The organism is Kitasatospora sp. NPDC101235, assembly GCF_044767505.1.
In the GTDB taxonomy this organism is placed as follows: Bacteria; Actinomycetota; Actinomycetes; order Streptomycetales; family Streptomycetaceae; genus Kitasatospora.
On the sequence record NZ_JBIWNZ010000060.1, the window covers coordinates 1 to 20,414 of the forward strand.

Here is a 20,414-nt window from a genome sequence, read left to right on the forward strand (position 1 = left end):
ACGCCGTTGCGGTGAAGGGCACCACCACCGCCTACCCGGGCGACGTGGTCCCCGAGCGCCCGCCCTACAGCGGCCAGGGCCGCCCACCCGGACCGGCTTACCCGGAGCCGCACACCACCCTGCGCCAACTCGCCCTGGACGCGGGGAGATCGGCGACGCGAACGGTGACCTGGCGGCAGGGAAGCAAGACCACCAAGCACAACCCCCGTGCCGAGATGCGCTCCCGGTTCCTGGCGCTGCGAGTGCGACCGGCCAACCGGCAGATCCGCCGCGCCGCCGACGGCTCCCTGCCCGAGTGCTGGCTGCTGGCCCAGTGGCCGCCCGGCGCCGCCCAGCCCACCGACTACTGGCTTTCCACCCTCCCCGCCGACACCCCGCTGCGTGAACTGGTCCGCATCGCCAAGATCCGCTGGCGTGTCGGGCACGACTACCGCGAGCTCAAGGACGGCCTGGGCCTGGACCACTTCGAAGGCCGCAACTTTCCCGGCTGGCACCGCCACGTCACCCTCGCCTCCCTCGCCCAGGCGTTCTGCACCATGCTCAGGATCGACCCAAAAGTCCCTGCGCCGGCCTGACCCTCTACGCGGTCCTCCGCGAACTCCAGGCCCTCCTGGCCACCTGGACCGGCGCCTGCTCGATATGCGGCCAACCCGCACCAGCACCCGAACCACACCACCGCACCTAACAAAGCCCTAGTAGGGGTTGGGGCGGTTGGCGTAGTCGGTGATCCGTTCCAGGAGGGTGTCGGCGGTCATGTGGGGCTCCTCGGGGACGGTGGAACGGTCAGCCGGTGACTACTGCACCACGATCAGCCGGCGGTACGGCAGGTGGCCGGTGAGCGCGACGGTGGGGCCGTGGGAGAGCCCTTTGGGGTCCGGCACGTCGGAGGGAATCGGGATTTCGGCCGCGAGCGGGCGGTCGGAGGCGCCGGGCGTGGGCGGGAAGGGGGCGGCGGTCTCGATCAGGTGCGTGTAGTAGTCGAGTGACTTGGCCATGTTGACGGTGACCGCGGCGGTGACCCGCCCCTGGTAGCCGTAGACCACCGCCAGCCGGCGCTCCTCCAGCGAGCCCTGGGCGATGACCACGTGGTCGGAGTAGGTGGGCACGCCCACCGACTTGATGTTGAGCCCGAACTGGGTCGACCAGAACGTGGGGAGGGTGAGGTGCGGGCGCCGCAGCGGCCCGGGACTGACCATGTTGTGGGCCGCCACCTCGGCCTGAGCGACCGCGTTGCCCCAGTGTTCCAGGGAGAGCATCTGGTAACCGAACAGCGGTTGGGGGAAGCGGGAGACGTCGCCGGCCACGAAGACGTCGTCGGTGACGATGCCGTACATGTCGAAGGCCCGGCACCCGGCGTCGCAGGCGATCCCGCGCGGGCCCGCCGCCAGCCCGGAGTCCGCCAGCCATTCGACGTTGCGGATCGCCCCCAGGGCCGCGACGCACACGTCCGCCTCCACGTGGCTGCCGTCGGACAGGTCCGCACCGGTGAACCGGCCCCGGTCTCCGCGCAGGGCGGTGACGGTCACTCCGCATCGCAGGTCCACGCCGTGGTTGCGGTGCATGGCGGCCGCGAGCTTCGACAGCGTGCCGCCGAGCGCGCCTACCAGGGGGGCGGGGCCGCGTTCGGTGAGTGTGACCTCGATGCCCCGTTCCCGGCAGGCTGAGGCGATCTCCGAGCCGGTGAAGCCGCCGCCGATCACCAGTACCCGCTGCGGGCCGGCGGCCAGACGTTCGGCCACACCCGCGGCGTCGTCGCGGGTACGCAGGGTGAAGACCCCGTCCAGGGCGGCCTCCTCCGGGTTGGGCCATGGCCGCGCCCGGGTGCCGGTGGTGATCAGCAGCCGGTCGTAGAGCAGCGACTCGCCGTCGGCCAGCATCACCCGTTTCCTGACGGGGTCCAGGCCGCTGGCGCGCACCCCGAGCCGCCAGTCGGCGTCCGGGTCCCGGCGCATGGGTAGCCCGGTGGTACTCGCCGCCACTTGACCGAGCAGCACCTGCTTGGATAGCGGCGGCCGGTCGTAGGGCGGATAGGGCTCGTCCCCCACCACGGTCAGTGAGCCGGTGAAGCCCTCCTCGCGCAGCGTCTCGGCGGCCCGCAGCCCGGCCAGCGACGCACCGACGATGACGATCCGGCCGTCTCGAAGGTCATCGGCCACCGGCGCTCACCTCCTTGCCGAGGAGGATGGCCTGGACCGGGCATGCCGCCGCGGCCTGGCGTACGCGCTCCAGCTGATCGTCGGGGACGGTTGGGGCGTACAGCAGCCCCTCCTCCCCGTGCAGCTGGAACACCTCCGGTGCGAGGAACACGCACTGTGCATAGCCCTGGCAGCGCGTGAGGTCCACAACGATCTGCATCACCGCTCCCTCCGCCACTTCCTTTCCAGGATGGGTGGAGAGCCGCTCTCTCGCCTGGCGACCGCGAGACAGGGGTCCGTTACTGGGTCGTCCACGGTTCCAGGCCGATGTCCTGCCAGTATCGATCCTGACGGGCGGCCGTTGCCCTGTGCCAGGGCGACCTTCTCCAGAGCCCGGCGGAGCGACGGCGCCGGGCGCAGGTCTCGGCCAGCCCGGATAAACGTCCGGCGCAAGCGGAAGTCGTCCGTGGGCTCGACAGGCGCGGGCATGTTGATCACGAAGGGTCGGGCTGGCCGGCAGCGGCAAGGGACTTGAGCCTGTTCAGGGACCGCTGTCTGCAACGAGTCGGGGGCGAAAGCGTCACAGTCGGGTGTCGCCGGTTTCGGGGTGCCATTCGGCCAGGACGATGGTTGCGTCGTCCTGCAACTGGCCGTGGTGGTGGTCGAGGATGGCGTGGATGAGGCGGCGCAGGGCTTCGGGGGCGGGCTCGCCGGCGGCGAGCGCGCGGGTGACGAAGTCGATGAGCTGGTCTTCGCCGAACTGCCGACCGGTGGCCGAGCGGGCTTCGGTGACGCCGTCGGTGTGGATCAGGACACGGTCGCCGGGTTCCAGCTGGGTCTCGTGCACGGTGCGGGAGTGCTCGTAGTCGGGGCCGAGTCCGAGCGGGAGTTCGCCGGAGGCTTCCAAGGCCCCCGGCACGACGTGGTGGGCGCGGATCAGCAGCGGCGGTGGGTGGCCGGCGTTGATCCAGGCCAACTGTCCGGTGCCAAGGTCCAGGTCCGCGAAGACGCCGGTGAGCAGTCCGCCGGGCTGCCAGCGGTGCAAGTCCTCGTCGATCCGGTCGGTGATGTCGGTGAGGGTTCCGCCCGCGCGGCGGGTGGAGCGGCAGCCGGCCAGCGCGACGGCGGAGGCCAGCCCCGCCGCCAGGTCGTGCCCCATGGCGTCGACCACGGACAGGTGCAAGCGCCCGTCGTCCAGACCGTGATCGAAGGCGTCCCCGCCGATCTCGTAAGCGGGCTCCAGCGCGGCCGTGGAGGTGACCCGGTCGGTGCCCAGCGTGAGCGGCGGCAGGAACGCCCACACCATCTCTGCCGCGGTGGTCATCGGACGCCGGCGGGCGGCGCGGCTGAACACGTCGCTGAACCCGCTCTTGGAGACGACGGTCAGCGCGGTCACCGCGGCCAGCTGCGTGGCGCCGTCCAGCATCGCGGGCGTGATCCGGTCGGCGACGATCTGCAGGACGCCGATCCGCGCGATGCCGTCGACCAGCGGCAGCCACACCGCCAGTGGCCGGCGGTGCGACAGCCGCAGCGACATCGTCCGGTACGCCCACCCGGCCACCGTCCCCTCGATCGCCAGTGCCCCCGCCTCGCCGTCCTCACCAGGGCTGGGCAGGGGCACCAGCTGGTCTTCCTGCATGTCCGCCAGGTAGACGGTCGCCGACTCCATCCCCAGCAGGCGGGCCGCCTCGTCGACCAACTGCGGCACCTGCAGCGGGGCCGCAGTGTGCGACCGTTCCAGAAAGAGGCCCAGTGCGGCCCCCGGTTCCTCCGCCATCGCGCACCGGGTCCTTTCGCCGTTTTGGTCCCTCCTTCGAGTCTGAGGCCGGTGCGGCTTCGGTGCGCGGCTTGCCGACGGCTGTACTGGTGGCCACCGAGGCCGTGGTCGGGTTTCAACAAACCCAGCGCCGTCAGCGTCCTGGTGGGCATCGGTGAAACGCTCGGCGATCAGGTCGGTGAACCGCGGTGCGGCCTTTGAGGTAGACGACCGCGCGCACCGGCAGGACCAGGTCGGGGTGTGGCACGGGTGGGACACCCCGATCTTCCGGCGGCTGGCCCGAAGGCTCGGCCCGGTCAAGCTGCGGAAGGTCCGCGAGGCCCTCGCCCTGCCCAAGTCCTTGGCTACCATGCGCCGGGCGAGGGCCATCGGGCCGGTGAACGCCTATTCGGTCGCGATCTATCGGGTCCAGCAGAGCGCCCGCTGGCAGGGCCAGTGGGACGCGGGTGGGCAGGGCGTCGGCCTCGGGCTGCCGGGCGATGCACGCCGCGGTCTCCGCCGGCACCAGCCTCCTCGCGTCGGTGAGACACCGGGCGGGCTTGACGGTGCAGGCGGTTGCGGATTGCGGGGTGGCTTCCGGTCATGTCAGGCCGGCGGGTAGTGCGGTGGTGTGGCCCGGGGGGTGCCCGGGTCGGGGGTGGGTAGTGGCCAGGTGGGGTGGGCGAGGTGGTGGCGCAGGGCGTCGAGGCGGGCGAGGTGGGTGTCGAGGGCGGCGGTCGCGGTGCTCGCGGTGGCGGCGACTCGTGCTTCGAGGTGGTGGATTCGGTCCAGGAGGTGCTGCCAGCGCTTCTCGGTGGCGGTGACGGGGTCAGGCGCGGCGTCGGTTGCTGTCATTGCGGAGTTGGGTGGTGTGGTGGGTGAGGGCGTCGAGGCGGGTGGCGAGGTTGCGTTGGCCGGTGCCGAGGTAGGGGCGGATGGCGGTGAGGGGTTCTATGAGGTCGGCGGGGTCGGGGGTGCCGAGGGCGGCGGTGAGGGCGGCCTGGGCGGGGCGGGCATCGGCTGCCAGATCGGTCACGGCGGTGATCTGGGCGGCGAGGACGCGCAGGTCGGCGGCGTTGTCGCGGGCCCAGGCGGCGACGGTGCGTTCGGCGGCGCGGCGGTCGCGGACGGCCTTGACGCGTTCCGCGCCGGTCCCGGCGGTCCGGTGGGTGGTTCCGGCGGGGCGTAGGCGCAGGTAGCGGTTCTCGGCGGCTTGGCGGCTGGCGACGCCCATGGGGTGGGCGAGGTCGGCCCAGGTGGCGCCGGCGTTGCGGGCGTTCTCGACCAGTCCGGCTTCCCAGCCGGCGAGCTGGGTGCGTAGGTCGCGCAGCAGTACGAGGGCGGCCAGGGCCTGTGCGGGGCCGGTTTCCTCGGGCCTGGAGGTGCCGGGCGGGGTGTTGTCGGGGGTTTGGGCGGTGCGGACGGCATGGTCGATGGCGGCCAGGGCCGCGGCGGCGGCGAGGAAGGAGGCCGGTTCGACGGGCGTCTTCGGCTTGGTGGCGGGCTTCGGTGGCTTCTCACGCATGTTGTCACTCTACCGATGACGAATTGGGTTTGTCATCGGGTGGATGACGTGTTAGAACGGTGTCAGGTGAAAGCGCACTGGCACTCTTTGATCCCACTTGGAGGTGTTTCGCGATGCTGTTGCGCACCGACCCGTTCCGCGAGCTGGACCGTCTGAGCCAGCAGTTCTTCGGTACGAGCGGCACGTGGTCGCGTCCCACGCCGATGCCGCTGGACGCGTACCGCGCGGGCGAGGAGTACGTGATCTGCTTCGACCTGCCCGGGGTGGACCCGGAGGCGATCGACATCGACGTCGAGCGGAACATGCTGACCGTCAAGGCCGAGCGCCGGCCGCGCCACCAGGGCGAGGACGTGAAGTGGGAGCTGTCCGAACGCCCGCTCGGCGTCTTCTCTCGCCAGGTCATGCTCTCCGACACCCTCGACCCCGAGGGCATCACCGCCGACTACGACGCGGGCGTGCTGACCCTCAAGATCCCGGTCGCGGAGAAGGCCAAGCCCCGCAAGGTCACGGTCGGCCACAGCGGAAGCCGCAAGCAGATCCAGGCCTGACCCGCCCCCGATGCCGTCCCGCACCGCCCCGAACATCCCCCCGACGGGGCGGCGCGGGACACCCCCGCCACCGTCACCCCCGATCCCACCCGCCACGCGCGCGCCGGCCGGACAGCGAGCAGCCCCATGCAGGACCAGGGCCCGGTTGCGTTCACGGTGCGGGCGCGCGGCGAGATCGACCTCGCCACCGGCCCGCACCTGCGCCGGAAGCTGGCCCGCGCGCTGGCCGAGCACCGCGAGGTGGTGCTCGACCTGTCGGAGGTGACGTTCATGGACTGCGCGGGCCTGGGCGCCCTCGTCCATGCCCGCAACCTGGCCGACCGAACCGGCTCCCGCCTGGTCCTGCACGGGATCGCCCACCCCGTCGCCAGGCTGCTCCGTTACCGGCCTGACCCGCCGCCTGGCCACGGCCCTCTGACCGCACCGCTCAGGCGACGGCCGGGCCCGGTCCGCTCCTCGCTCGGAAGGAGGACCCGCGGTGACGCTTCGATGGGAGGCGTTCCTGGACACGGTCCAGGAACGCGCCGAGTACGACACGTCCGAGGAGGCCGAGCGCGCGGCCCGCGTCGTGCTGGCCCTGCTCGGCGCCCACCTGGTGGGCCAGGTCCGCGCGGACCTGGCCGCCTGCCTGCCCGAGGCCATGGCCCTGATCCTGCTCAATCCCCTTGAGGCCGCCGAACCGCTCGATCCCGAGCGGTTCGTGCGCGCCACCGCGGCCTGGATCGAGGGCGCCACCGAGACCACCGCCCTGTGGGACATCGGCGCCGTCCTGTCCACCGTCGCCGACGCCGCCGGCGACCAGCTCATGGACCGCATCCTGTTCCAGCTCCCGCCCGGCTACGACCTCCTCTTCGGCCGCCCCCGGGCCGGCCACCGCCCCTGACCCCCGCCGTACCCCTGCCCGCGCTGCCGCGTCGATCGCGGCCCCACCTCGGAAGGCCGCCCGCCATGACCCGCTACCGCCGCCTCCTCCAGCAGGTCCGCACCAGCGGCCGCTACCCCAGCGACGAGGAAGCCGAACGCGTCCTGGATGCCGTCCTGGCCCTCCTCGGCTCCCAGCTCACCGGCGACGAACGCTGCGACCTCGCCGCCGCCCTGCCCGAGCGGGCCCGCGCCGTCTTCGCCGCCCAGATCCCCCTGCCCCACCCCGTCGCCGCCCCCGCCTTCGTCGAAACCCTCGCCCACACCCTGGGCACCAGCCTCACCGCCGCCCGTTGGGACGCCTCCTCCGTCCTGGCCACCCTCACCGACGACCGCCTCACCGACCGCCTCCTCGCCCACCTGCCCCGCGGCTACGCTCTGCTGTTCGGCCGCGCGGACCTGGCCGCCGTCGCCTGAAGCAGGATCCGGCCCGCGTACGCGGGACCAACGCCGGGCCGGGCCTTCGCTTTCGGCAGGCGCGGCCTTCTTGGACGAGGCCACCGGCCTGGGACAGGCTCGTGTACGGACACCTTTCCCCGGCCGGAAGGGAGCCCCCATGTCCCCCCGGCACGGCACACGCTTCGAGAACACCGGTGTCCCCGCGCCACTGCTGCGGATCACCACCACGACCATCCGAGGCACCGCCCAGGTCCTCCACCTGCACGGCGAAGTCGACCACGACCAGCGCCAGCGGCTGGAGAGCGTGCTTGAGCGTGCCGTGGCCGAGCGCCCGCCCCGGCTGGTCGTCGACCTCGCCGGCCTGAGCTTCTGTGACTCCACCTGCCTCAACGTGCTCCTCAAGACCCGGATCGCCGCCCGCGCCGCCGGCATTCCGCTCGTGCTGGCCGCGCCCACCTCCCAGACCCGCCGACTGCTGGAGATCATCGGTGCTGACGAGGTGCTCACCGTCCACGACAGCGTCCGCGCCGCCCTGGCCGGCACCGGATGAAGTGAAGCGACCGATGGACAGACCCCAGCGCTACGCGGTCACCCTGCGCGGAACCCCCGGTCGGCACGGACCGCCCGAGGTCGTCGTCGTCCACCCCACCGGAGAGCTGACCGCCGCAGGGGTGCCGGTGTACGCGGATGAGGCGGGCACCTTCCGCGTGGCGATCGAAGGAGAGGCAGCGAGGCCGCTCACCGCGCTACCGGGGCCCGGCCACCACACCTGCCTTCACGTCGTGCCGCTGCCCTGAGCGGGTGTCCGCGGCTCTTCGCCCCAGCACCGGGACGCTACTACAACGCCTATGCACGCAGGGTAGTCAGGCAGGCAGAACTTGCTACTTCAAAAAACGAGACCTCACCAGACAAGCCGCCCCCGTTGACCTGCGGGTTCGTCAGAACCAGTCGATGGCCCGCGCGTCGCCGGTGAGGACGAACCGGCGACAGGAGCGCAGCTTCTCCGCGTTGCTGCCGATCTCCTCGCCAAGGATGTGCAGGACGTCTTCGGCGTCCCGCTCGGCGATGTACCCGGGTACCACCCGTAGGGCGAGCAGCCCGAGCTCGCGGTGCGCGGCCAGCCGTTGCCGCGCCAGGCCGTGCCCGCGGGCCACCAGCGCCCGCCATGCCTCGACCGGATACCCGTCCGGGCCCGGTGCGCTCTCCAGCTCGGCGGCCGGGGCGTCTGGCCGCCCGCGCAGCTCGGCGACGGCCGCCGCGACCGCGGCCCCGATCCGGCCCGGATCCAGCTGTCGGCCGCCGGCGTCGGCGCGGGCCTGCGCCAGGTGTTCGCCGACCAGGTCCGCGAGCTCCGCCAGGCGCCCGCGGATCTCGACGACCGCCCGCACGGGCAGCACCAGGGGGCTGTCCCACGCCGTGGGACAGCCCCGGCCCGGCTTGGCGGCCGACGACGTCCTCGATCGCCTTGGCGACGGCCGCCAGGTCCAGCAGCCGGTATGCCGTCGACCGGGACACGGCGAGTGCGTCGAAGGAGCGGTCGACCGCGGCTGGTCATCCTGACGAGCTCCTGACGGTCAGATGTTGAGGAAGCGTTCAAGCCGGATGGGCGCGCGGCGGCCTGCCAGATAGACGTCGGCTGTGAGGTTGAATTCCCCCCAGGCGCGCACCACCAGCGCGAAGTTGCTCGACCGGTCGGTTACCGCGCGGTCCGGATCGGGGAATGTCGGGTGCAGGTGGTAGACGACCTTGGTGACGCGATCGAGTTCGGCGGCCTCGAAGCTCGTGAGGTAGACGTTGATTCGAAAGTAATTGCGACCGCTTGGGGTCTGCGAGCCGTCCGACCGGGCGGTGTGGGCCAGGTGAAGGGTTGTCGGTTCTGTGAGGGCCGCAGGCGCTGCGGCGTGCCTTCGGTCAGGATGCCGATTGCGGACCAGGCCCAGCAGGTCAGCCGTTTCGGTGCCGCATTGCTGCGGTGCCGGCAACCCTTCGGCCTGGAGCTGGGCCTGCAGATGCCGGTAGATATCACCGAGGCTGAGCATGGCTCCGGCTTGCGTAGTACCGGTGTGCATCAGTCGCAGCAGTCGCTCGGTGAATGCTGTGTGCCGCTCTCCGGGGAGGACCAGAGCCGTTCGGCTTCCCGGGGCCGAGGCCAGGGTGTACGTCCCGGCTGCCTGGAGCTGGCCCAGGATGGTGTCCGCGTCCTCGGCCAGGGTCGCGCCGATCGCTCGCCCGCTGAAGCAGCTGTCCAGGATCACCGCGCGAACGGCCGCCCTGCTGTCCAGAAAGACATTGCGTACCGCCTCGAACGGCAAGGCGGTGAACTGCGGTCGGTCCGGCCGGGTGGCCGACAGGCTCAAGTAGAGCTCGCGACGGCGCGGTTCGAGCAATCCGTGGCCACTGTAGTAGAAGAGCAGCAGTTCCTCGGCCTCCGCAGCGGCCTGTCCCAGCAGGTCGCCGACCTTGGCGATGCCGGCCGTAGGGGGCGCGGTCCAGCAGAACGCAGGATCGAAACCACCCAACCGCGGGTCGAGCAGCACCTCCCGCAGATCGGCGAGGTTGTTGGCGACCGCCGGCACGTTTGTGAGCCGTGGATCGTCATAGGTGGCCGCGCCGACCAGCACGATTCGGGACCGACGGGGGTCGACCGCGCGAGCCTCGCCCGAGTCTGCCGAGGCATATCGCGAAAGCACTTCTCGCACAGGCGACGACTCACGAGGCGCAGCGCTCATCCCGACTACCGAGGACCATCTAGGTGCCGAAGGGTCTCGTGGAGCAAAGCCTCAACGTCGGCTACGTGTTCGGCTGTCACCGTCACACTGCGGTCATCGACCCGTGCCTCGATCCGGATGTCCGCCTTGCGCGGCTGAGACAGATACGTTCGTAGCGCTGCGGCCAGCACCGTCAACGCCCCTCCGCTGCCCACGGCAACGACCAGCGTGTCGGTTATCGCCCCCAACTCACCCGGCTCGGGCGCGGCTTCGGCGAATGCGACTCGCCCCCGCAGTTCCGGTTCGTGCCGCAACCAGTCCGCGAGCTCCGCGGCTTCCTCGACCGGGTCGTCGCTCGCCACCGACAGCCACACGCCACCCACGCGTCCCCCTCATCTGCCTGCCATGAGTATGCCCGCCAAGCCAATCAGGTACGCAACGGATGTGCCGCTGCTTTCACGAAGTCGGCGGGAGTGTCTCCCGTAGACGCACCGTTCCGATGCTGTCCCGGACAGTGCGGGCCCGCCAAGCTGTGCTGGTGGCAGAGCAAGTGCGGCGACACCGGTCGCCGGCGCCCTGCGCCCGCTGCGCGACCCGGACGCGCCGGAGCTGGACGTGAACGACGAGGAAGAAGGCTCCTGACACCTACTCGCTGGTTATCCCGTCACTTCTGCGGCAACGCCTGGCTGCGGCCGGGTACGCATGCCCCAGCGGGCAAGAGACGGGCCGACAGCGCCCAGTGCCGCGAAGAACAACGCCAGCAGCAGCCAACCCGCCGTGCCGAGTCCGAGCACCACCGTGGTGAGGATCGCGGGGGCGAGAGCCTGGCCCGCGCTGAAGCCGAGCCCGAGGACACCTTGGTACTGGCCCTGGGCATGGTCGGGGGCAAGACCGAAACCCAGGGCGAAGCACGCCGAGGACTCCCAGACCTCTCCCAGGCTATGGACGAAGATCGCCGCCAGGACCAGTCCTACCGCGGCCCAGACTGGGGCGTACGCCGCCAGCGCCATCATCGGACAGCTGACGAGGAAGAGCAGCCCCGCAGTGCGAAACGCCCTGCCGCCGTCGTACGGGGTCTCGATACGCGAGCCGATCCTGGTCTGCATCAGCACGCAGAAGAGAGAGTTGACGGCGAACAGCGCGGCCACCGTCCAGCGTGGCGTTTCGGTGTGCTCAGAGATCCAGATCGGCAGGAGCAGCGAGACCACCGGATACTGCAGTCCCATGGCCCCGTAGAGGGCGGTGAACGCCAGGAAGGGACGATCCGCGAAGACCAGCCAGCGCCGCTGCCGCGGCGGCGCTGCCAGTATCGGATAGCGGGGCAGCAGGAACAGAAGCACCGCGCACAGGGCGAAGCTCGCCGCGTTGCCGAGGATCAGCGTGACATAGGCGCTGCGGGTGTTCGCGGCCAGCGCCAGCCCCGCACCCACCGTTCCCAGGACGACGCCCAGGTTGACGAACGTACGCAGCTTGGCACGGAAGAGGGCCGGGCGCTCACCCCCGACTCTGACCACCAGCGCGCCCCACGCTGCCCCGCCGGCCGCCGCGGCGATCTGGTCGACCGTCGCGATGACCGTGAGCGCGGCCCAGCTCTCGACGAGGACGAGGGCCGCCATCGACACCGCCTGGACCATGAGGGCCAACATCATGATCGTGCGCGCTCCTCGCCGGTCGGCGAGATGCCCGCCTGGTATCCCCGCACACAGGCCGATCACTCCGGCAATGGTGAGCGCGGCGCCGACCTGCACCGCGGGCAGGCCCACGACCAAGGTGAAATAGAGCGCCGACGCCGCGTTGAACAGACCATTACCGACACGGTTGACGAAACTGGCGGCAATCAGCACGCGCTCCGGCCCGTTGTCCCCCGCTATGCGGCCTATCCGGCCTGCCACGCCGCCCTTGGTCATGGACGGCAGGCTAGCGGAACGGTGTCGTCGAAGTCGGGGAACTCTCTGCCTGCCTGTTCGGTGATGGCTTCGGCCGGGCGCCGGCGGTGCGGGGCGAACCGTTCGGCGATGGCGGTCCGCTGCGGGCTGGGGTGCGGGGTCCGGCCGGTGTCGCGGTCGGTGGTTGCCTCGAAGGGGCCGAGGCCGGCGGCGAGAACCCACAGGAAGTCGGCCAGGTCGGAGGCGACGACGCCGGTCTCCCCTTCCGATCCCAGGAAGACGACCGGCTGGTCGGCGGGCGCACGGTCGGGGCGAACCAGCCAGAACGCCGCGTAGCCGCCAGTGCCGTCCTGGCCGAAAACCCGGAAAGCGTCGCCGGCCAGCTCGTCGTTGCCGGTCCAGGCACGGAACCAGTCGGTGGTGTCCTCCGCGGAGAGGAAGGCGTCGAAGGGTTCGAACTCGATGCTCTCGCCGCCGTCGTAGTCGAACGGTACCGCGAGCGCGGCGGCCAGTGGGGAGGGGAAATGCCGGTCGTCGGTGGCTGTCACGCGCAGAACCTACCAAGGGCGTGTCGGTGGCGAGTCCTAGGGTGCGGCAGGTGACGACTCCCGGCCTGCACACGGGCTTTCCAGTGCCGCTGCCCGATGTCCTGCCGGACCCGTGGGCCGTGCTGCGGGACACGGACTGGTCGCTGCTGGACACCGGGTTCGGGCCCGGCCGGGAGGTACCGGGTGCGCTGGGCTGGCTGCTCGGCGACGACCTGACCGCGGAGGAGGCCGAGCACGTGCTCGCTGGCCTCGGTCTGCGGCACCAGAACACGATCTACGAGGCGACTGTGCCGGCGGCGCTGTGCGTGGCCGCAGTCCTGGGACACCGGGCGGAGCAGCATCCGGGGCCGGCGGACGGGGTGTGCGCCCTGCTGCTGGGCTGGCTGGCGGACGTGGCCCACGACTTCGACGAACCATGCCCGGCACATCTCCAGCACCGCCTCGGCGGGGTGTTCGCGGACGGGGCTACACCCCGGTGATGGCGGCGGCACGGGCACTGCGGCCGCTGCTGTTCCAGGCCGTCACGCCGTACCTCGACGATCCGGACACCGCTGTCGTACAGTCGGCACTGTCGGCCGCCCTGGTGTTCGCCGAGCATCCGGGCCTGACCGGGCACCGCGATGGCCTGGCCGGGCGGGCCCGCCGCCTCCTGCTCGCCTGCGACACGCGGTGGTGGCGCCGGCAGGCCCTTGACGCTCTGACCGCCTGGGGCCACGACACCACCGGCCTCACCCGGCCCGGCGACGACGACCGTAGCCCTGTCACCCTCGACTCGCCCTGGACCACCGGCCCGGGCACGGGATGGGGACAGTCCTCGGCCGGGCCCGGTCCCTGGTCCCGGTGACCCAGGCACCCACACTGCAACGGCACGTGCGAAGCGCCGGCCACCACCGCGGTGACCGACGCATTGACCGTCAGAACACCTCACGCGGCCCTTTCCGGCCCGGCAGACGGCCGCGGTGCAGGGACGGCCGGCTCGTCCTTGGCCTGTGCTGCATTGCGGGCCTCCAAGGCGACCGCGTCCGAGGTCAGGGCCCTGGACCGCAGGCGGGGCGGCGGCTTCGCCGCCGGTGCGGACGGCGTCGAGGACGTGCTGGTGGTACTCGGCGAGGTGGTAGCCGTCGGCCAGGGGTACGAGGGTGCCGGTGAGGGTGTACCACTCGTCGGCGCCGGTGTACTGGACCGCGACCCAGGCCTGCCAGTTCGGGAAGGTGGTGGTGACGATGGTGAGGTCACCGGTGACGCAGCCGGCCTCGTCGGTCATCACCCCGCCGGCCCGGCGGTCACGCGTGCTTCGTACCGCTCCGGCACGGCTGCGGGTCCGGTCACTGGTCGCAGGTGTCGAGCATGTCGGCCAGCGCGGTCTGCTCGTCCGTCGATGTGAGGTTGAGGTGGTAGAGACTCTTCACGTGGATCCAGGCGCGGGAGTAGGTGCACCAGTAGGAGCGCAGCGGAGGTCGCCAGGCGTCCGGGCCCTTGTCGTCCTTGGAGCGGTTGCTCACCGCGGAGACGGCGACGAGCTGCGGGTCGGTGAGGTCGTTGGCGAAGGCCTTGCGGGTCTTGGTGTCCCACTCATCCGCGCCGACTGGCAGGGAGCGTCATTCCAAGCACGCGATATTCGGAGGGCTTCGGTGTCAGCGAGCCGTAGGGTTGGCGCGCCAAGACAGCCTGGTGACAGGGGAGAAGCGTGCGGTCTGAGGAACATGTGGGGTGGAAGCGGGACTTCCCAGTCCGGTATCTCCTGGTGCGGGAAGATATCGGAGATGAGGAGGAGGGCGTGTTGTGGGGGCGGTGCGCGGAGGTCGAGGGTCTGTTCGTGGACCCGCCTCCGCTGTCGCGAGAGGTTCTGACGCTTCGCGGCTGCCCGCGTGAGAGCCTGCTGGCCCAGGCCGTTACAAACAGCGCTCAGCCTGTGCGGCTGCTGGGGAACGGGACGCTCTCGATCGAGCCCACGGACCCCTCGAACGGCGGGCCGTTCCGAATCTGGGACCTGGAGGACACGGCCGTCTTGGCCCAGTGGCCCACGCCCGGCGATCCCGAGCGTGTGGACATCGTCGTAGGCACCGGCGTCAGGGAGGACGACTTCTGGGGCAGCAAGCAGCTGCCTGCGAGCCCTCGGTTCGACCTGTGGCTCCCATCGCTGTTGGAGAACGGTCCTTCGGGCAGCTGCCGCTCCATCGCCGGCCTGTTCACCTCGCGCCCCCGGCGGCCGAGCGAGCCCGTGCACCTGATCGGCTGCGAACCCGCCGAACCGCTGCTGGCTCTGCTGCGCCGTCCCCTTCCGCAGACGGGTGATTCGATCGCGCTCTGGCGCCTCGACCGCTATGGCCGAACGATGACCAGGCACCGCCTCAACCTGCACATCGTCGAGGCACGGCCGTCCGTCCTCGGCGGAATCCTGATCGACGTCACCCTCTCCGACCCCGGGGACGACCGCCCCACCCTGGCCGCCCGCCCCGTCTGGGAGATCTGGTCCGACGGCGTTCCCGCCCTGCGCAACCAGTGAGCACAGTTCGACGCCAAGGGCCAGTCCGAGTGGCTGGACCTCACCCGCATCGGCTCATACGGGCCGGACGGCCTCTCCGGCGGGACGTACGACCTGGACGGACGGCACGTCACCAGCAAGACCAGCGTGCTGCTGGCGCTCGGAGAAGCCCTGCTCGGCCCCGGTGCGAACTACGGGACATGCCTTGACTCGGTGGACGACTACCTGGGCGGCGGCCCCTCCGTCGTCCCCCCGTTCACCCTCGTTTGGCACCACGCCGACATCGCCCGCCGCGCCCTCGCCGGACACATCCTGTACCACTGTGGCGGCCTGTCCTACTTCGAGGTGACCGTGAACCTCCTCCGCGAGCGCGGCGTCACCGTCGTGCTCCAGTAAGGGAAACGACGGGTAATCCCGCCCCCTTGAAGACGGCGCCTGACCAGGAGAAGGAACGAAGTGGGCAACGGCCTGCTCCGTCAGGGCCCGGTTGTCTCGCCTCCTGAGACCCGGCCGGCGCTACGGGCATCGAGGTACGCGGTCCAGTCGGTGGCGGCGCGGCCCCGGCCGGATCGCCGATGCGCTGAGCGGGCAGCGTCAGCCGACCGAGAAATGGGCAGGGTGACGGTCATGACGGATGATGACGACTTCGATCTCGCTTCCCTGCGCTCCTGGCCTCACCTCGTCGGCATCGATGTCGACGCGGCGAGGGCCGCGATCGAGACCGAGGACCCAGGTCTGCATGTGGGGCCCGTGCCGACGGATCACGACGTCACGTGTGACTTCCGGCCGGACCGGGTGTGGCTGTGGTTCGACCCGGACACGCGCCTGGTCACGGTGACACCCCGGGTCGGCTGACCAGCGGACCAGCTCACCACGGAAGCGTCACCCTGAGCTGGCCGCGTCAGTCCAGCCGGGGCCACCACCCGCCGTCCCGCTCCTTCGGCGGGCCGGCCGCTACCTCGCCCAGGGCACGCTCCTCCCGCGCGGCGAGCTGCGTGCGCTGGTCATCGGCGAACTGCACGACCAGGTCCAGCGCCGCGCGCCGCTGGGCTGCGCGTTGGCGTACGAGCTGCTCCGCCGACTGCCGGCGATCGGCATCGCGGCGCTCGGCGGCCTCGCCCTTCAGCTGCCACGCGCCCATCGTCATGGCCCGCCACGTGACGAGATCCGACGGTTCGGTGCATGCCTCGACGAGAGCGTCGAGCTGCTCGCGGGCCTTGTGGGCCTGCTTGCCGCCTCCAGGACGACCTGCAGGAGTGCCGGATCGTCAACCCACTTGCGCTGGGAAGACGCCCAGCGCGGCGACGAGTCCAACTCGCGCAACAGATCGTCGAGTTCGCTCTCCACATCGCTCATGGACGGCAGTATGGACCAGTACCGGCTGCTCGGGACCGGTATCGGGCAGGTAGCACCCGTTCGGGACCGGACCCGCGCAAATCCCCACCTGCACCGATCTCGCGGTCCCTACAGTGGCCGGGTGGGGCGCCCCGACCGGCGCCCGAGCGACCGCAGCAGGAAGGGCCGGCATGGGAGTGGTCATGAAGGTGGAACAAGCCCGCCGGGCGATCGGCGAAGCGGTCAGCGCCAGGCTCCTGGAGCTGTTCGAAGCCGACCACGCACGGATGCGCGAGTCGGGCATGGACGTGATCAACGCTCGCCTGCACCGAGGCTCCACGCTGCCGGGGCACAACCCGCGAGCCGTCCCGCCCGTCCCTCCGACCGACGTCGTTACCCACCCCGCCCTCGCCGAACCGAAGGTCATCTTCACCTGGAAGTCCGAGCACGGCACGGCCCCCTACTTCCAGATGGACGTGCCGACCGACTGGAGGACCCGCGTCGCGCACCGCGGCTACGCCGTCATCGCAGGCCTCCCCATCACCTCGGTCCTGGAGGAAGACGCCGACGGCCGACCCACCAAGATCCAGACGGTCGGCCTCACCGGGTACTTCGACTCCAGCCTGCACGGGTGGCGCGCCTGGTCCCGCGACTCCATCCGCACCGTCGACTGGAGCGATCCCAACCAACCACGTCTGAGTCACCTCGAACCTCCGGCGGACCTTGCTCGTTGACCGGTCATGACTGTGCGCCGATCCCCCCGTGAGCTGCCCAGTAACCCCGGGATGCTGACCCTGACCTACCAGCACTCCCAGTTCGGCACAGACGATCCCCACAGCGACACGGCGGAGCGCTGGACGGTGTCCGTCGCGCCGATGGGCGACGAGGACGAGGACGGCCCACAGGCCGGAGAACTGACCCTCTACCGGCTCCGGGACTACACCGGGCACAGCCGGCTGACGGCCGCCGACAGCGAGTCCGGGGAGTTGCTCAGCATCGCCGAGGCCGTCCTGGACGGCAACGATTACAACGAGGAGTTCCAGAAGGCCATCGACATGCCCGTCGGCGACCTGCTGGTGCTGGACCGGGTGTACCTGGACCCCACCTACCGAGGCTTCGGACTGGGACCACTCTTCGCTGCGGAAGCGATCCGGAGATTGGAAGGCGGATGCTGTGCCGTCGCAGTCGAGCCCGGGGCAACCGAGTGGCCCGAGGACGAGAGCCTCGTGACGGAGGCGTACAGCGCCGCGGCGACACGCAAGATCGCGGCGCTGTGGGAGACGATCGGCTTCCAGCACTTCAAGGACGGGGTCTATCTGCGCGACACGGCAGTCGACCACAACGAGATCCTGCGCGAGCAGCGCCAACACCTGCGCACCCTGTGCGAGAACTACCGGGCCTCGAAGGCCGCCCGCTGACCGCTCGCAGGACCAGCCGCCATGGCCTCCGAGACGGAGGAGGTCACGTGATCCCCGGCCTGCACCGACTCAAGGGTGGAGCCCTTCAGCTCGGTGCCGAGCAGCCCGGTCGATCTGGCCGTCCGGAGCGAGAGTGCCGGAGATGACGAGAGGCGCCCCGACGGGCAGGCCGAGCCTTGCCGCCCAGGACAGCGCCTCGGTGCGGGACGCGTCGCGCTCGGCCAGGCGGGCGGCGGCCAAGGCTGGCGGCACCTTGTCCTTGTCCAGCAAGACGGCCCACTGGCTGCTGGTGAGGGCCAGGTAGCGCAGGTGCGGGAAGTCCGCGAGCACGGTCAGGTCCTGGACGGCGGCCTGGGAGAGATCCAGGCCGTGCAGGTTCGGTGCCGTGCGTAGCGGGGTGAGGTCGGTGGTGGCGGTGGTGGCGAGGTCGAGCGAGCGGAGGTGTCGGTGGCCGTTGAGTGGTGTCAGGTTGGCGCTGTGGAGGGTGACGGCCAGGGATTCGACGGGCAGGTCCCGGATGGGGGCCAGGTCGGTGACGGGGCGGCGCTTGAGTTCGAGCCGCCGCAGGTGGGGCGCGGCGGCGAGCGGGGTGAGGTCCATCGGGCTGGTGGGAGCGTTGACCGGGATCAGAACAGCCTGGAGACCGGGCGGCACGTTCTGGGGGATTTCGCCGGATCGCAGCTCGGGATCGGGCCCGGGCTCGCGTGGACCTTCCACGAATTCGATGCAGTCGACGTCGATGTCGGCTTTCTCCACCTCGTAGGCGCCGCGGTCCAGTAGGTTCAGGTAGTGGGCGAGGAGCGAGGTGACGGAGTCGCAGACGTGGAGCGGCCCGTCGTCGTAGTCGCGGCCGATCTGGATCACTTGTCCGGGGCGTCCGGCAGGGGCGGGGGACATGTCGACCGCCAGGTAGTTGCCGTCGTCGGCGGTGGCGAACGGGAGCCACGCGGGGTGCTCGTGGCAGCGCCGGACCGTACTGGGCGGGTCGGCGTCCAGGACGGCCGCGTCCCAGTGGTTCTCCCAGCCGGTCCACACAGGTTCCCGCAGGTCGGCGTTGGCGGCGACCAGCCGGGCCAGAGGCATCCAGCTGAGGTTGCCGAACAGGCCACAGGCGTCCTCCCCGCTGCCGTCGGCGAACAGGTACAGCGCCCGCAGGTCGGCGGGCAGCGGCCGGCCGAGGCGGCGCTCGGCGTCGGCGAGGGCCACCCCGGTCACGGGCGGGGGCAGCGTCTCGGAGCGTCCCAGGATGTCGGAACGCCGCTTCAGATAGGCGCGCAGTCGGGCGAGCGCCAGGTCCGGATCACCCGCAGGGCCGGCCGCGCCCTCTTTCTGGGCGTACCCCGCCGAGGAGAGCCGGTAGCCGTGATCCAGGACGGCCAGAAAGCCCGGACGCTCTCCGTACAGGCGTGAGACGACGTCGCGGGAGGCGGCCAGCGAGTACTCCCCGGACGGCCGGCACCGTATCTCCAGCCGGGTGCGCTCCCAGCCGCGAGCTGTACCCACCGCCGCGGTCACGTCACGCAGGTCCTGGTCGCCACGGGCCAGATGGAACGGCCGCGCGGTCGCGCCGGAAAGCATGCACTCGCCGGAGATGTTGAGACCGAAAAGGCCTTCGGTGCTGACCAGCACCGCCTCTGTCCACCCCTCCGGTGCGTTCGCCACAATTGTCCTGGCCACCCGCGCGACGCCCTGTTCAATCAGCTCGGCCATGTTCTGTTCCGCTTCTGTCGACACACCGGTGATCATCGCAGGGGGCCATGACAGAGACGGTCTGCAGGATCCCGGCCGGGGACTACCGGAGGCTCAGCCTGGTGGAGCCAACGGTCATGGAGCGCAGACCCCCTCGTGTCGGTGTCCACCTCAACACGCTGAAGTTGACAGGGAACCTCCACCACCGGGACACGATCTGCCAGACCCCGCAGCCCACCGATCCCGACGGCCCGGCGAACTGGTGAACACCGGCAACGACAGCGGAGCCGCCGCCACCGACCTCGCCGACGCCCTGGAGACCGACCCGGCCCACCCCGGCCAACTGCTCCACCTGCTCATCGCGCCCCACCCCGTTATCCCCGGCCGAGCCGGCCTCGCCGCGCCCCGCACCCAGATACTCCTCCCACCGCCACGGCACGTGCCGCGTATGCAGCCGGTGGTGCCCACACCTACGGCACCGGGACGGCGCGATCCACTGCGCCCTGAACGCATGCGCCGGCCGCAACCACCGCCCCTGCGCCCGAACGTGCTCGGACCGGTGACGCCCGCCCCCCCGCAGATCCAGTACCCCGACGGCTGCACCGGACCCTCCCGGAACCAGTGCCCCGTGATTAACACCCCGCTCACGCCGGGATCTGTGGGAGCCCCGGGGCGAGATTCCCCGGGGCCACCCGACCGGCGGCGCTACCAGGAGGAAGGCGTCGAGGGCCTGCGCGACCGCTCCAGCGCGCCGCATCACAGCCCGAACGCCACTCGCCGGTTCGAGGCCTGCGATGACCCCCGGCGCGGGGAACGCCTGTTCGGAGTTGTTGTGAGCGTCCCGCCGACCGCAGAACCCACGCTGGGGGAGCTCCAGCGCCCATCGCCGTCTCCTCGCCGTCGGCCGGGTGGTGGATGATCGGGGTGTGCCCCCGGTACTGCTCCAGGCAGCGCTCCGCCACCGCGCGCAGCAGGGCGTCCCTGGTCGGGAAGTAGTTCTTGGTGGTGCCGGGCGGCACCTGTGCGGCCGCGTCGACGGCGCGGTGCGTCAGGCCGCGTCC

The 20,414-nt window shown here is 71.1% G+C and carries 27 protein-coding genes and 2 pseudogenes; 14 read left to right on the forward strand and 15 right to left on the reverse strand.

Annotation, left to right across the window (positions count from 1 at the left end; all coding sequences use genetic code 11):
* Positions 1 to 575, forward strand: a 575-nt coding sequence (locus tag ACIRRH_RS42600) for a transposase (RefSeq protein ID WP_403078739.1), incomplete at its 5' end; no start/stop codon positions are given.
* Positions 576 to 794: 219 nt separating this feature from the next.
* Here ACIRRH_RS42600 and ACIRRH_RS42605 read toward each other — a convergent pair.
* The 5 genes from ACIRRH_RS42605 to ACIRRH_RS42625 form a co-directional block, all read right to left on the reverse strand.
* On the reverse strand, positions 795 to 2,156 hold the full coding sequence (locus tag ACIRRH_RS42605) for an NAD(P)/FAD-dependent oxidoreductase (RefSeq protein ID WP_403078741.1): 1,362 nt from the start codon (positions 2,154 to 2,156) through the stop codon (positions 795 to 797).
* Complete coding sequence (locus ACIRRH_RS42610; protein WP_403078743.1) at positions 2,146 to 2,355, reverse strand: ferredoxin; 210 nt, start codon at positions 2,353 to 2,355, stop codon at positions 2,146 to 2,148. Before ACIRRH_RS42610 ends, ACIRRH_RS42605 begins: the two co-directional genes overlap by 11 nt.
* Positions 2,356 to 2,715: 360 nt before the next feature.
* Positions 2,716 to 3,912 carry a PP2C family protein-serine/threonine phosphatase gene (locus ACIRRH_RS42615; RefSeq protein WP_403078745.1) on the reverse strand — a complete coding sequence of 399 codons (1,197 nt, stop codon included), beginning with the start codon at positions 3,910 to 3,912 and terminating at the stop codon, positions 2,716 to 2,718.
* 585 nt (positions 3,913 to 4,497) lie between these two features.
* Positions 4,498 to 4,746 carry a hypothetical protein gene (locus ACIRRH_RS42620; RefSeq protein WP_403078747.1) on the reverse strand — a complete coding sequence of 83 codons (249 nt, stop codon included), beginning with the start codon at positions 4,744 to 4,746 and terminating at the stop codon, positions 4,498 to 4,500.
* Positions 4,721 to 5,416 carry a type III effector protein gene (locus ACIRRH_RS42625; protein WP_403078748.1) on the reverse strand — a complete coding sequence of 232 codons (696 nt, stop codon included), beginning with the start codon at positions 5,414 to 5,416 and terminating at the stop codon, positions 4,721 to 4,723. Before ACIRRH_RS42625 ends, ACIRRH_RS42620 begins: the two co-directional genes overlap by 26 nt.
* 113 nt (positions 5,417 to 5,529) lie before the next feature.
* Here ACIRRH_RS42625 and ACIRRH_RS42630 point away from each other — a divergent pair, with 113 nt between their 5' ends.
* The 6 genes and pseudogenes from ACIRRH_RS42630 (at position 5,530) to ACIRRH_RS42655 (ending at position 8,081) form a co-directional block, all read left to right on the forward strand.
* Positions 5,530 to 5,964: an Hsp20/alpha crystallin family protein gene (locus ACIRRH_RS42630; RefSeq protein ID WP_403078750.1), complete on the forward strand. Its 435-nt coding sequence runs from the start codon at positions 5,530 to 5,532 to the stop codon at positions 5,962 to 5,964.
* A gap of 126 nt (positions 5,965 to 6,090) precedes the next feature.
* Positions 6,091 to 6,333, forward strand: a pseudogene (locus tag ACIRRH_RS42635) (STAS domain-containing protein); the annotation flags it as partial.
* 109 nt (positions 6,334 to 6,442) lie between these two features.
* A complete protein-coding gene (locus ACIRRH_RS42640) occupies positions 6,443 to 6,847 on the forward strand; it encodes a DUF2267 domain-containing protein (protein WP_403078752.1) in 405 nt (134 codons plus the stop codon).
* 65 nt (positions 6,848 to 6,912) lie between these two features.
* Positions 6,913 to 7,302 carry a DUF2267 domain-containing protein gene (locus ACIRRH_RS42645; RefSeq protein ID WP_403078754.1) on the forward strand — a complete coding sequence of 130 codons (390 nt, stop codon included), beginning with the start codon at positions 6,913 to 6,915 and terminating at the stop codon, positions 7,300 to 7,302.
* 139 nt (positions 7,303 to 7,441) lie between these two features.
* On the forward strand, positions 7,442 to 7,834 hold the full coding sequence (locus tag ACIRRH_RS42650; protein ID WP_403078756.1) for an STAS domain-containing protein: 393 nt from the start codon (positions 7,442 to 7,444) through the stop codon (positions 7,832 to 7,834).
* Between the two features lie 13 nt (positions 7,835 to 7,847).
* Positions 7,848 to 8,081 carry a DUF6296 family protein gene (locus tag ACIRRH_RS42655; protein WP_403078759.1) on the forward strand — a complete coding sequence of 78 codons (234 nt, stop codon included), beginning with the start codon at positions 7,848 to 7,850 and terminating at the stop codon, positions 8,079 to 8,081.
* Between the two features lie 141 nt (positions 8,082 to 8,222).
* On the opposite strand, the gene ACIRRH_RS42660 is transcribed toward ACIRRH_RS42655, so the two are convergent.
* The 5 genes from ACIRRH_RS42660 to ACIRRH_RS42680 form a co-directional block, all read right to left on the reverse strand.
* Positions 8,223 to 8,681, reverse strand: coding sequence for a hypothetical protein (locus ACIRRH_RS42660; RefSeq protein ID WP_403078760.1), 459 nt, complete (start codon positions 8,679 to 8,681; stop codon positions 8,223 to 8,225).
* 177 nt (positions 8,682 to 8,858) lie between these two features.
* Complete coding sequence (locus tag ACIRRH_RS42665; protein WP_403078761.1) at positions 8,859 to 9,905, reverse strand: pYEATS domain-containing protein; 1,047 nt, start codon at positions 9,903 to 9,905, stop codon at positions 8,859 to 8,861.
* Positions 9,906 to 10,018: 113 nt separating this feature from the next.
* A complete protein-coding gene (locus ACIRRH_RS42670) occupies positions 10,019 to 10,375 on the reverse strand; it encodes a hypothetical protein (protein WP_403078763.1) in 357 nt (118 codons plus the stop codon).
* Positions 10,376 to 10,648: 273 nt separating this feature from the next.
* Positions 10,649 to 11,899, reverse strand: a complete 1,251-nt coding sequence (locus ACIRRH_RS42675; protein ID WP_403078764.1) for an MFS transporter — start codon at positions 11,897 to 11,899, stop codon at positions 10,649 to 10,651.
* On the reverse strand, positions 11,896 to 12,426 hold the full coding sequence (locus ACIRRH_RS42680; RefSeq protein ID WP_403078765.1) for an SMI1/KNR4 family protein: 531 nt from the start codon (positions 12,424 to 12,426) through the stop codon (positions 11,896 to 11,898). Before ACIRRH_RS42680 ends, ACIRRH_RS42675 begins: the two co-directional genes overlap by 4 nt.
* Before the next feature lie 50 nt (positions 12,427 to 12,476).
* Between ACIRRH_RS42680 and ACIRRH_RS42685 the strand changes: the two genes are divergently transcribed.
* Together ACIRRH_RS42685 and ACIRRH_RS42690 are read left to right on the forward strand one after the other, a co-directional pair.
* Positions 12,477 to 12,905: a hypothetical protein gene (locus tag ACIRRH_RS42685; RefSeq protein ID WP_403078766.1), complete on the forward strand. Its 429-nt coding sequence runs from the start codon at positions 12,477 to 12,479 to the stop codon at positions 12,903 to 12,905.
* The gene (locus ACIRRH_RS42690; RefSeq protein ID WP_403078767.1) at positions 12,905 to 13,270 is read left to right on the forward strand and encodes a hypothetical protein; all 366 of its coding nucleotides are present in this window, start codon (positions 12,905 to 12,907) and stop codon (positions 13,268 to 13,270) included. Before ACIRRH_RS42685 ends, ACIRRH_RS42690 begins: the two co-directional genes overlap by 1 nt.
* A gap of 481 nt (positions 13,271 to 13,751) precedes the next feature.
* Here the strand turns inward: ACIRRH_RS42690 and ACIRRH_RS42695 are convergent, their stop codons facing one another.
* Entirely contained in the window at positions 13,752 to 13,928 is a 177-nt protein-coding gene (locus ACIRRH_RS42695) for a hypothetical protein (RefSeq protein ID WP_403078768.1), read from the reverse strand.
* Between the two features lie 542 nt (positions 13,929 to 14,470).
* Between ACIRRH_RS42695 and ACIRRH_RS42700 the strand changes: the two genes are divergently transcribed.
* The 3 genes from ACIRRH_RS42700 to ACIRRH_RS42710 all read left to right on the forward strand — a co-directional run bounded on the left by ACIRRH_RS42700 (position 14,471) and on the right by ACIRRH_RS42710 (position 15,766).
* Positions 14,471 to 14,932, forward strand: coding sequence for a hypothetical protein (locus ACIRRH_RS42700; protein ID WP_403078770.1), 462 nt, complete (start codon positions 14,471 to 14,473; stop codon positions 14,930 to 14,932).
* 93 nt (positions 14,933 to 15,025) lie between these two features.
* Positions 15,026 to 15,307 carry a barstar family protein gene (locus ACIRRH_RS42705; RefSeq protein WP_403078781.1) on the forward strand — a complete coding sequence of 94 codons (282 nt, stop codon included), beginning with the start codon at positions 15,026 to 15,028 and terminating at the stop codon, positions 15,305 to 15,307.
* A 231-nt stretch (positions 15,308 to 15,538) separates the two neighbouring features.
* Positions 15,539 to 15,766: a serine protease inhibitor gene (locus ACIRRH_RS42710; protein ID WP_403078772.1), complete on the forward strand. Its 228-nt coding sequence runs from the start codon at positions 15,539 to 15,541 to the stop codon at positions 15,764 to 15,766.
* 46 nt (positions 15,767 to 15,812) lie between these two features.
* On the opposite strand, the gene ACIRRH_RS42715 is transcribed toward ACIRRH_RS42710, so the two are convergent.
* Together ACIRRH_RS42715 and ACIRRH_RS42720 are read right to left on the reverse strand one after the other, a co-directional pair.
* Positions 15,813 to 16,058, reverse strand: coding sequence for a hypothetical protein (locus tag ACIRRH_RS42715; protein WP_403078774.1), 246 nt, complete (start codon positions 16,056 to 16,058; stop codon positions 15,813 to 15,815).
* A complete protein-coding gene (locus ACIRRH_RS42720; RefSeq protein ID WP_403078776.1) occupies positions 16,055 to 16,267 on the reverse strand; it encodes a hypothetical protein in 213 nt (70 codons plus the stop codon). The genes ACIRRH_RS42715 and ACIRRH_RS42720 overlap by 4 nt, the downstream gene beginning before the upstream one ends.
* 182 nt (positions 16,268 to 16,449) lie before the next feature.
* Between ACIRRH_RS42720 and ACIRRH_RS42725 the strand changes: the two genes are divergently transcribed.
* Together ACIRRH_RS42725 and ACIRRH_RS42730 are read left to right on the forward strand one after the other, a co-directional pair.
* On the forward strand, positions 16,450 to 16,980 hold the full coding sequence (locus tag ACIRRH_RS42725) for a hypothetical protein (protein ID WP_403078777.1): 531 nt from the start codon (positions 16,450 to 16,452) through the stop codon (positions 16,978 to 16,980).
* Positions 16,981 to 17,031: 51 nt separating this feature from the next.
* Complete coding sequence (locus ACIRRH_RS42730) at positions 17,032 to 17,664, forward strand: hypothetical protein (protein ID WP_403078779.1); 633 nt, start codon at positions 17,032 to 17,034, stop codon at positions 17,662 to 17,664.
* Between the two features lie 69 nt (positions 17,665 to 17,733).
* Here the strand turns inward: ACIRRH_RS42730 and ACIRRH_RS42735 are convergent, their stop codons facing one another.
* On the reverse strand, positions 17,734 to 19,374 hold the full coding sequence (locus tag ACIRRH_RS42735; RefSeq protein ID WP_403078780.1) for an SMI1/KNR4 family protein: 1,641 nt from the start codon (positions 19,372 to 19,374) through the stop codon (positions 17,734 to 17,736).
* A gap of 914 nt (positions 19,375 to 20,288) precedes the next feature.
* Positions 20,289 to 20,414, reverse strand: a pseudogene (locus ACIRRH_RS42740) (TetR/AcrR family transcriptional regulator); the annotation flags it as partial.

Bases quoted from the DNA above. Each gene is read 5' to 3' on its own strand.
- ACIRRH_RS42655 (WP_403078759.1), top strand. From the start codon at position 7,848: ATGGACAGACCCCAGCGCTACGCGGTCACCCTGCGCGGAACCCCCGGT.
- ACIRRH_RS42715 (WP_403078774.1), bottom strand. From the start codon at position 16,058: ATGACGATGGGCGCGTGGCAGCTGAAGGGCGAGGCCGCCGAGCGCCGC.
- ACIRRH_RS42645 (WP_403078754.1), top strand. From the start codon at position 6,913: ATGACCCGCTACCGCCGCCTCCTCCAGCAGGTCCGCACCAGCGGCCGC.
- ACIRRH_RS42630 (WP_403078750.1), top strand. From the start codon at position 5,530: ATGCTGTTGCGCACCGACCCGTTCCGCGAGCTGGACCGTCTGAGCCAG.
- ACIRRH_RS42690 (WP_403078767.1), top strand. From the start codon at position 12,905: ATGGCGGCGGCACGGGCACTGCGGCCGCTGCTGTTCCAGGCCGTCACG.
- ACIRRH_RS42725 (WP_403078777.1), top strand. From the start codon at position 16,450: ATGAAGGTGGAACAAGCCCGCCGGGCGATCGGCGAAGCGGTCAGCGCC.
- ACIRRH_RS42620 (WP_403078747.1), bottom strand. From the start codon at position 4,746: ATGACAGCAACCGACGCCGCGCCTGACCCCGTCACCGCCACCGAGAAG.
- ACIRRH_RS42650 (WP_403078756.1), top strand. From the start codon at position 7,442: ATGTCCCCCCGGCACGGCACACGCTTCGAGAACACCGGTGTCCCCGCG.
- ACIRRH_RS42675 (WP_403078764.1), bottom strand. From the start codon at position 11,899: ATGACCAAGGGCGGCGTGGCAGGCCGGATAGGCCGCATAGCGGGGGAC.
- ACIRRH_RS42735 (WP_403078780.1), bottom strand. From the start codon at position 19,374: ATGGCCGAGCTGATTGAACAGGGCGTCGCGCGGGTGGCCAGGACAATT.
- ACIRRH_RS42610 (WP_403078743.1), bottom strand. From the start codon at position 2,355: ATGCAGATCGTTGTGGACCTCACGCGCTGCCAGGGCTATGCACAGTGC.
- ACIRRH_RS42730 (WP_403078779.1), top strand. From the start codon at position 17,032: ATGCTGACCCTGACCTACCAGCACTCCCAGTTCGGCACAGACGATCCC.
- ACIRRH_RS42710 (WP_403078772.1), top strand. From the start codon at position 15,539: ATGACGGATGATGACGACTTCGATCTCGCTTCCCTGCGCTCCTGGCCT.
- ACIRRH_RS42720 (WP_403078776.1), bottom strand. From the start codon at position 16,267: ATGAGCGATGTGGAGAGCGAACTCGACGATCTGTTGCGCGAGTTGGAC.
- ACIRRH_RS42615 (WP_403078745.1), bottom strand. From the start codon at position 3,912: ATGGCGGAGGAACCGGGGGCCGCACTGGGCCTCTTTCTGGAACGGTCG.
- ACIRRH_RS42625 (WP_403078748.1), bottom strand. From the start codon at position 5,416: ATGCGTGAGAAGCCACCGAAGCCCGCCACCAAGCCGAAGACGCCCGTC.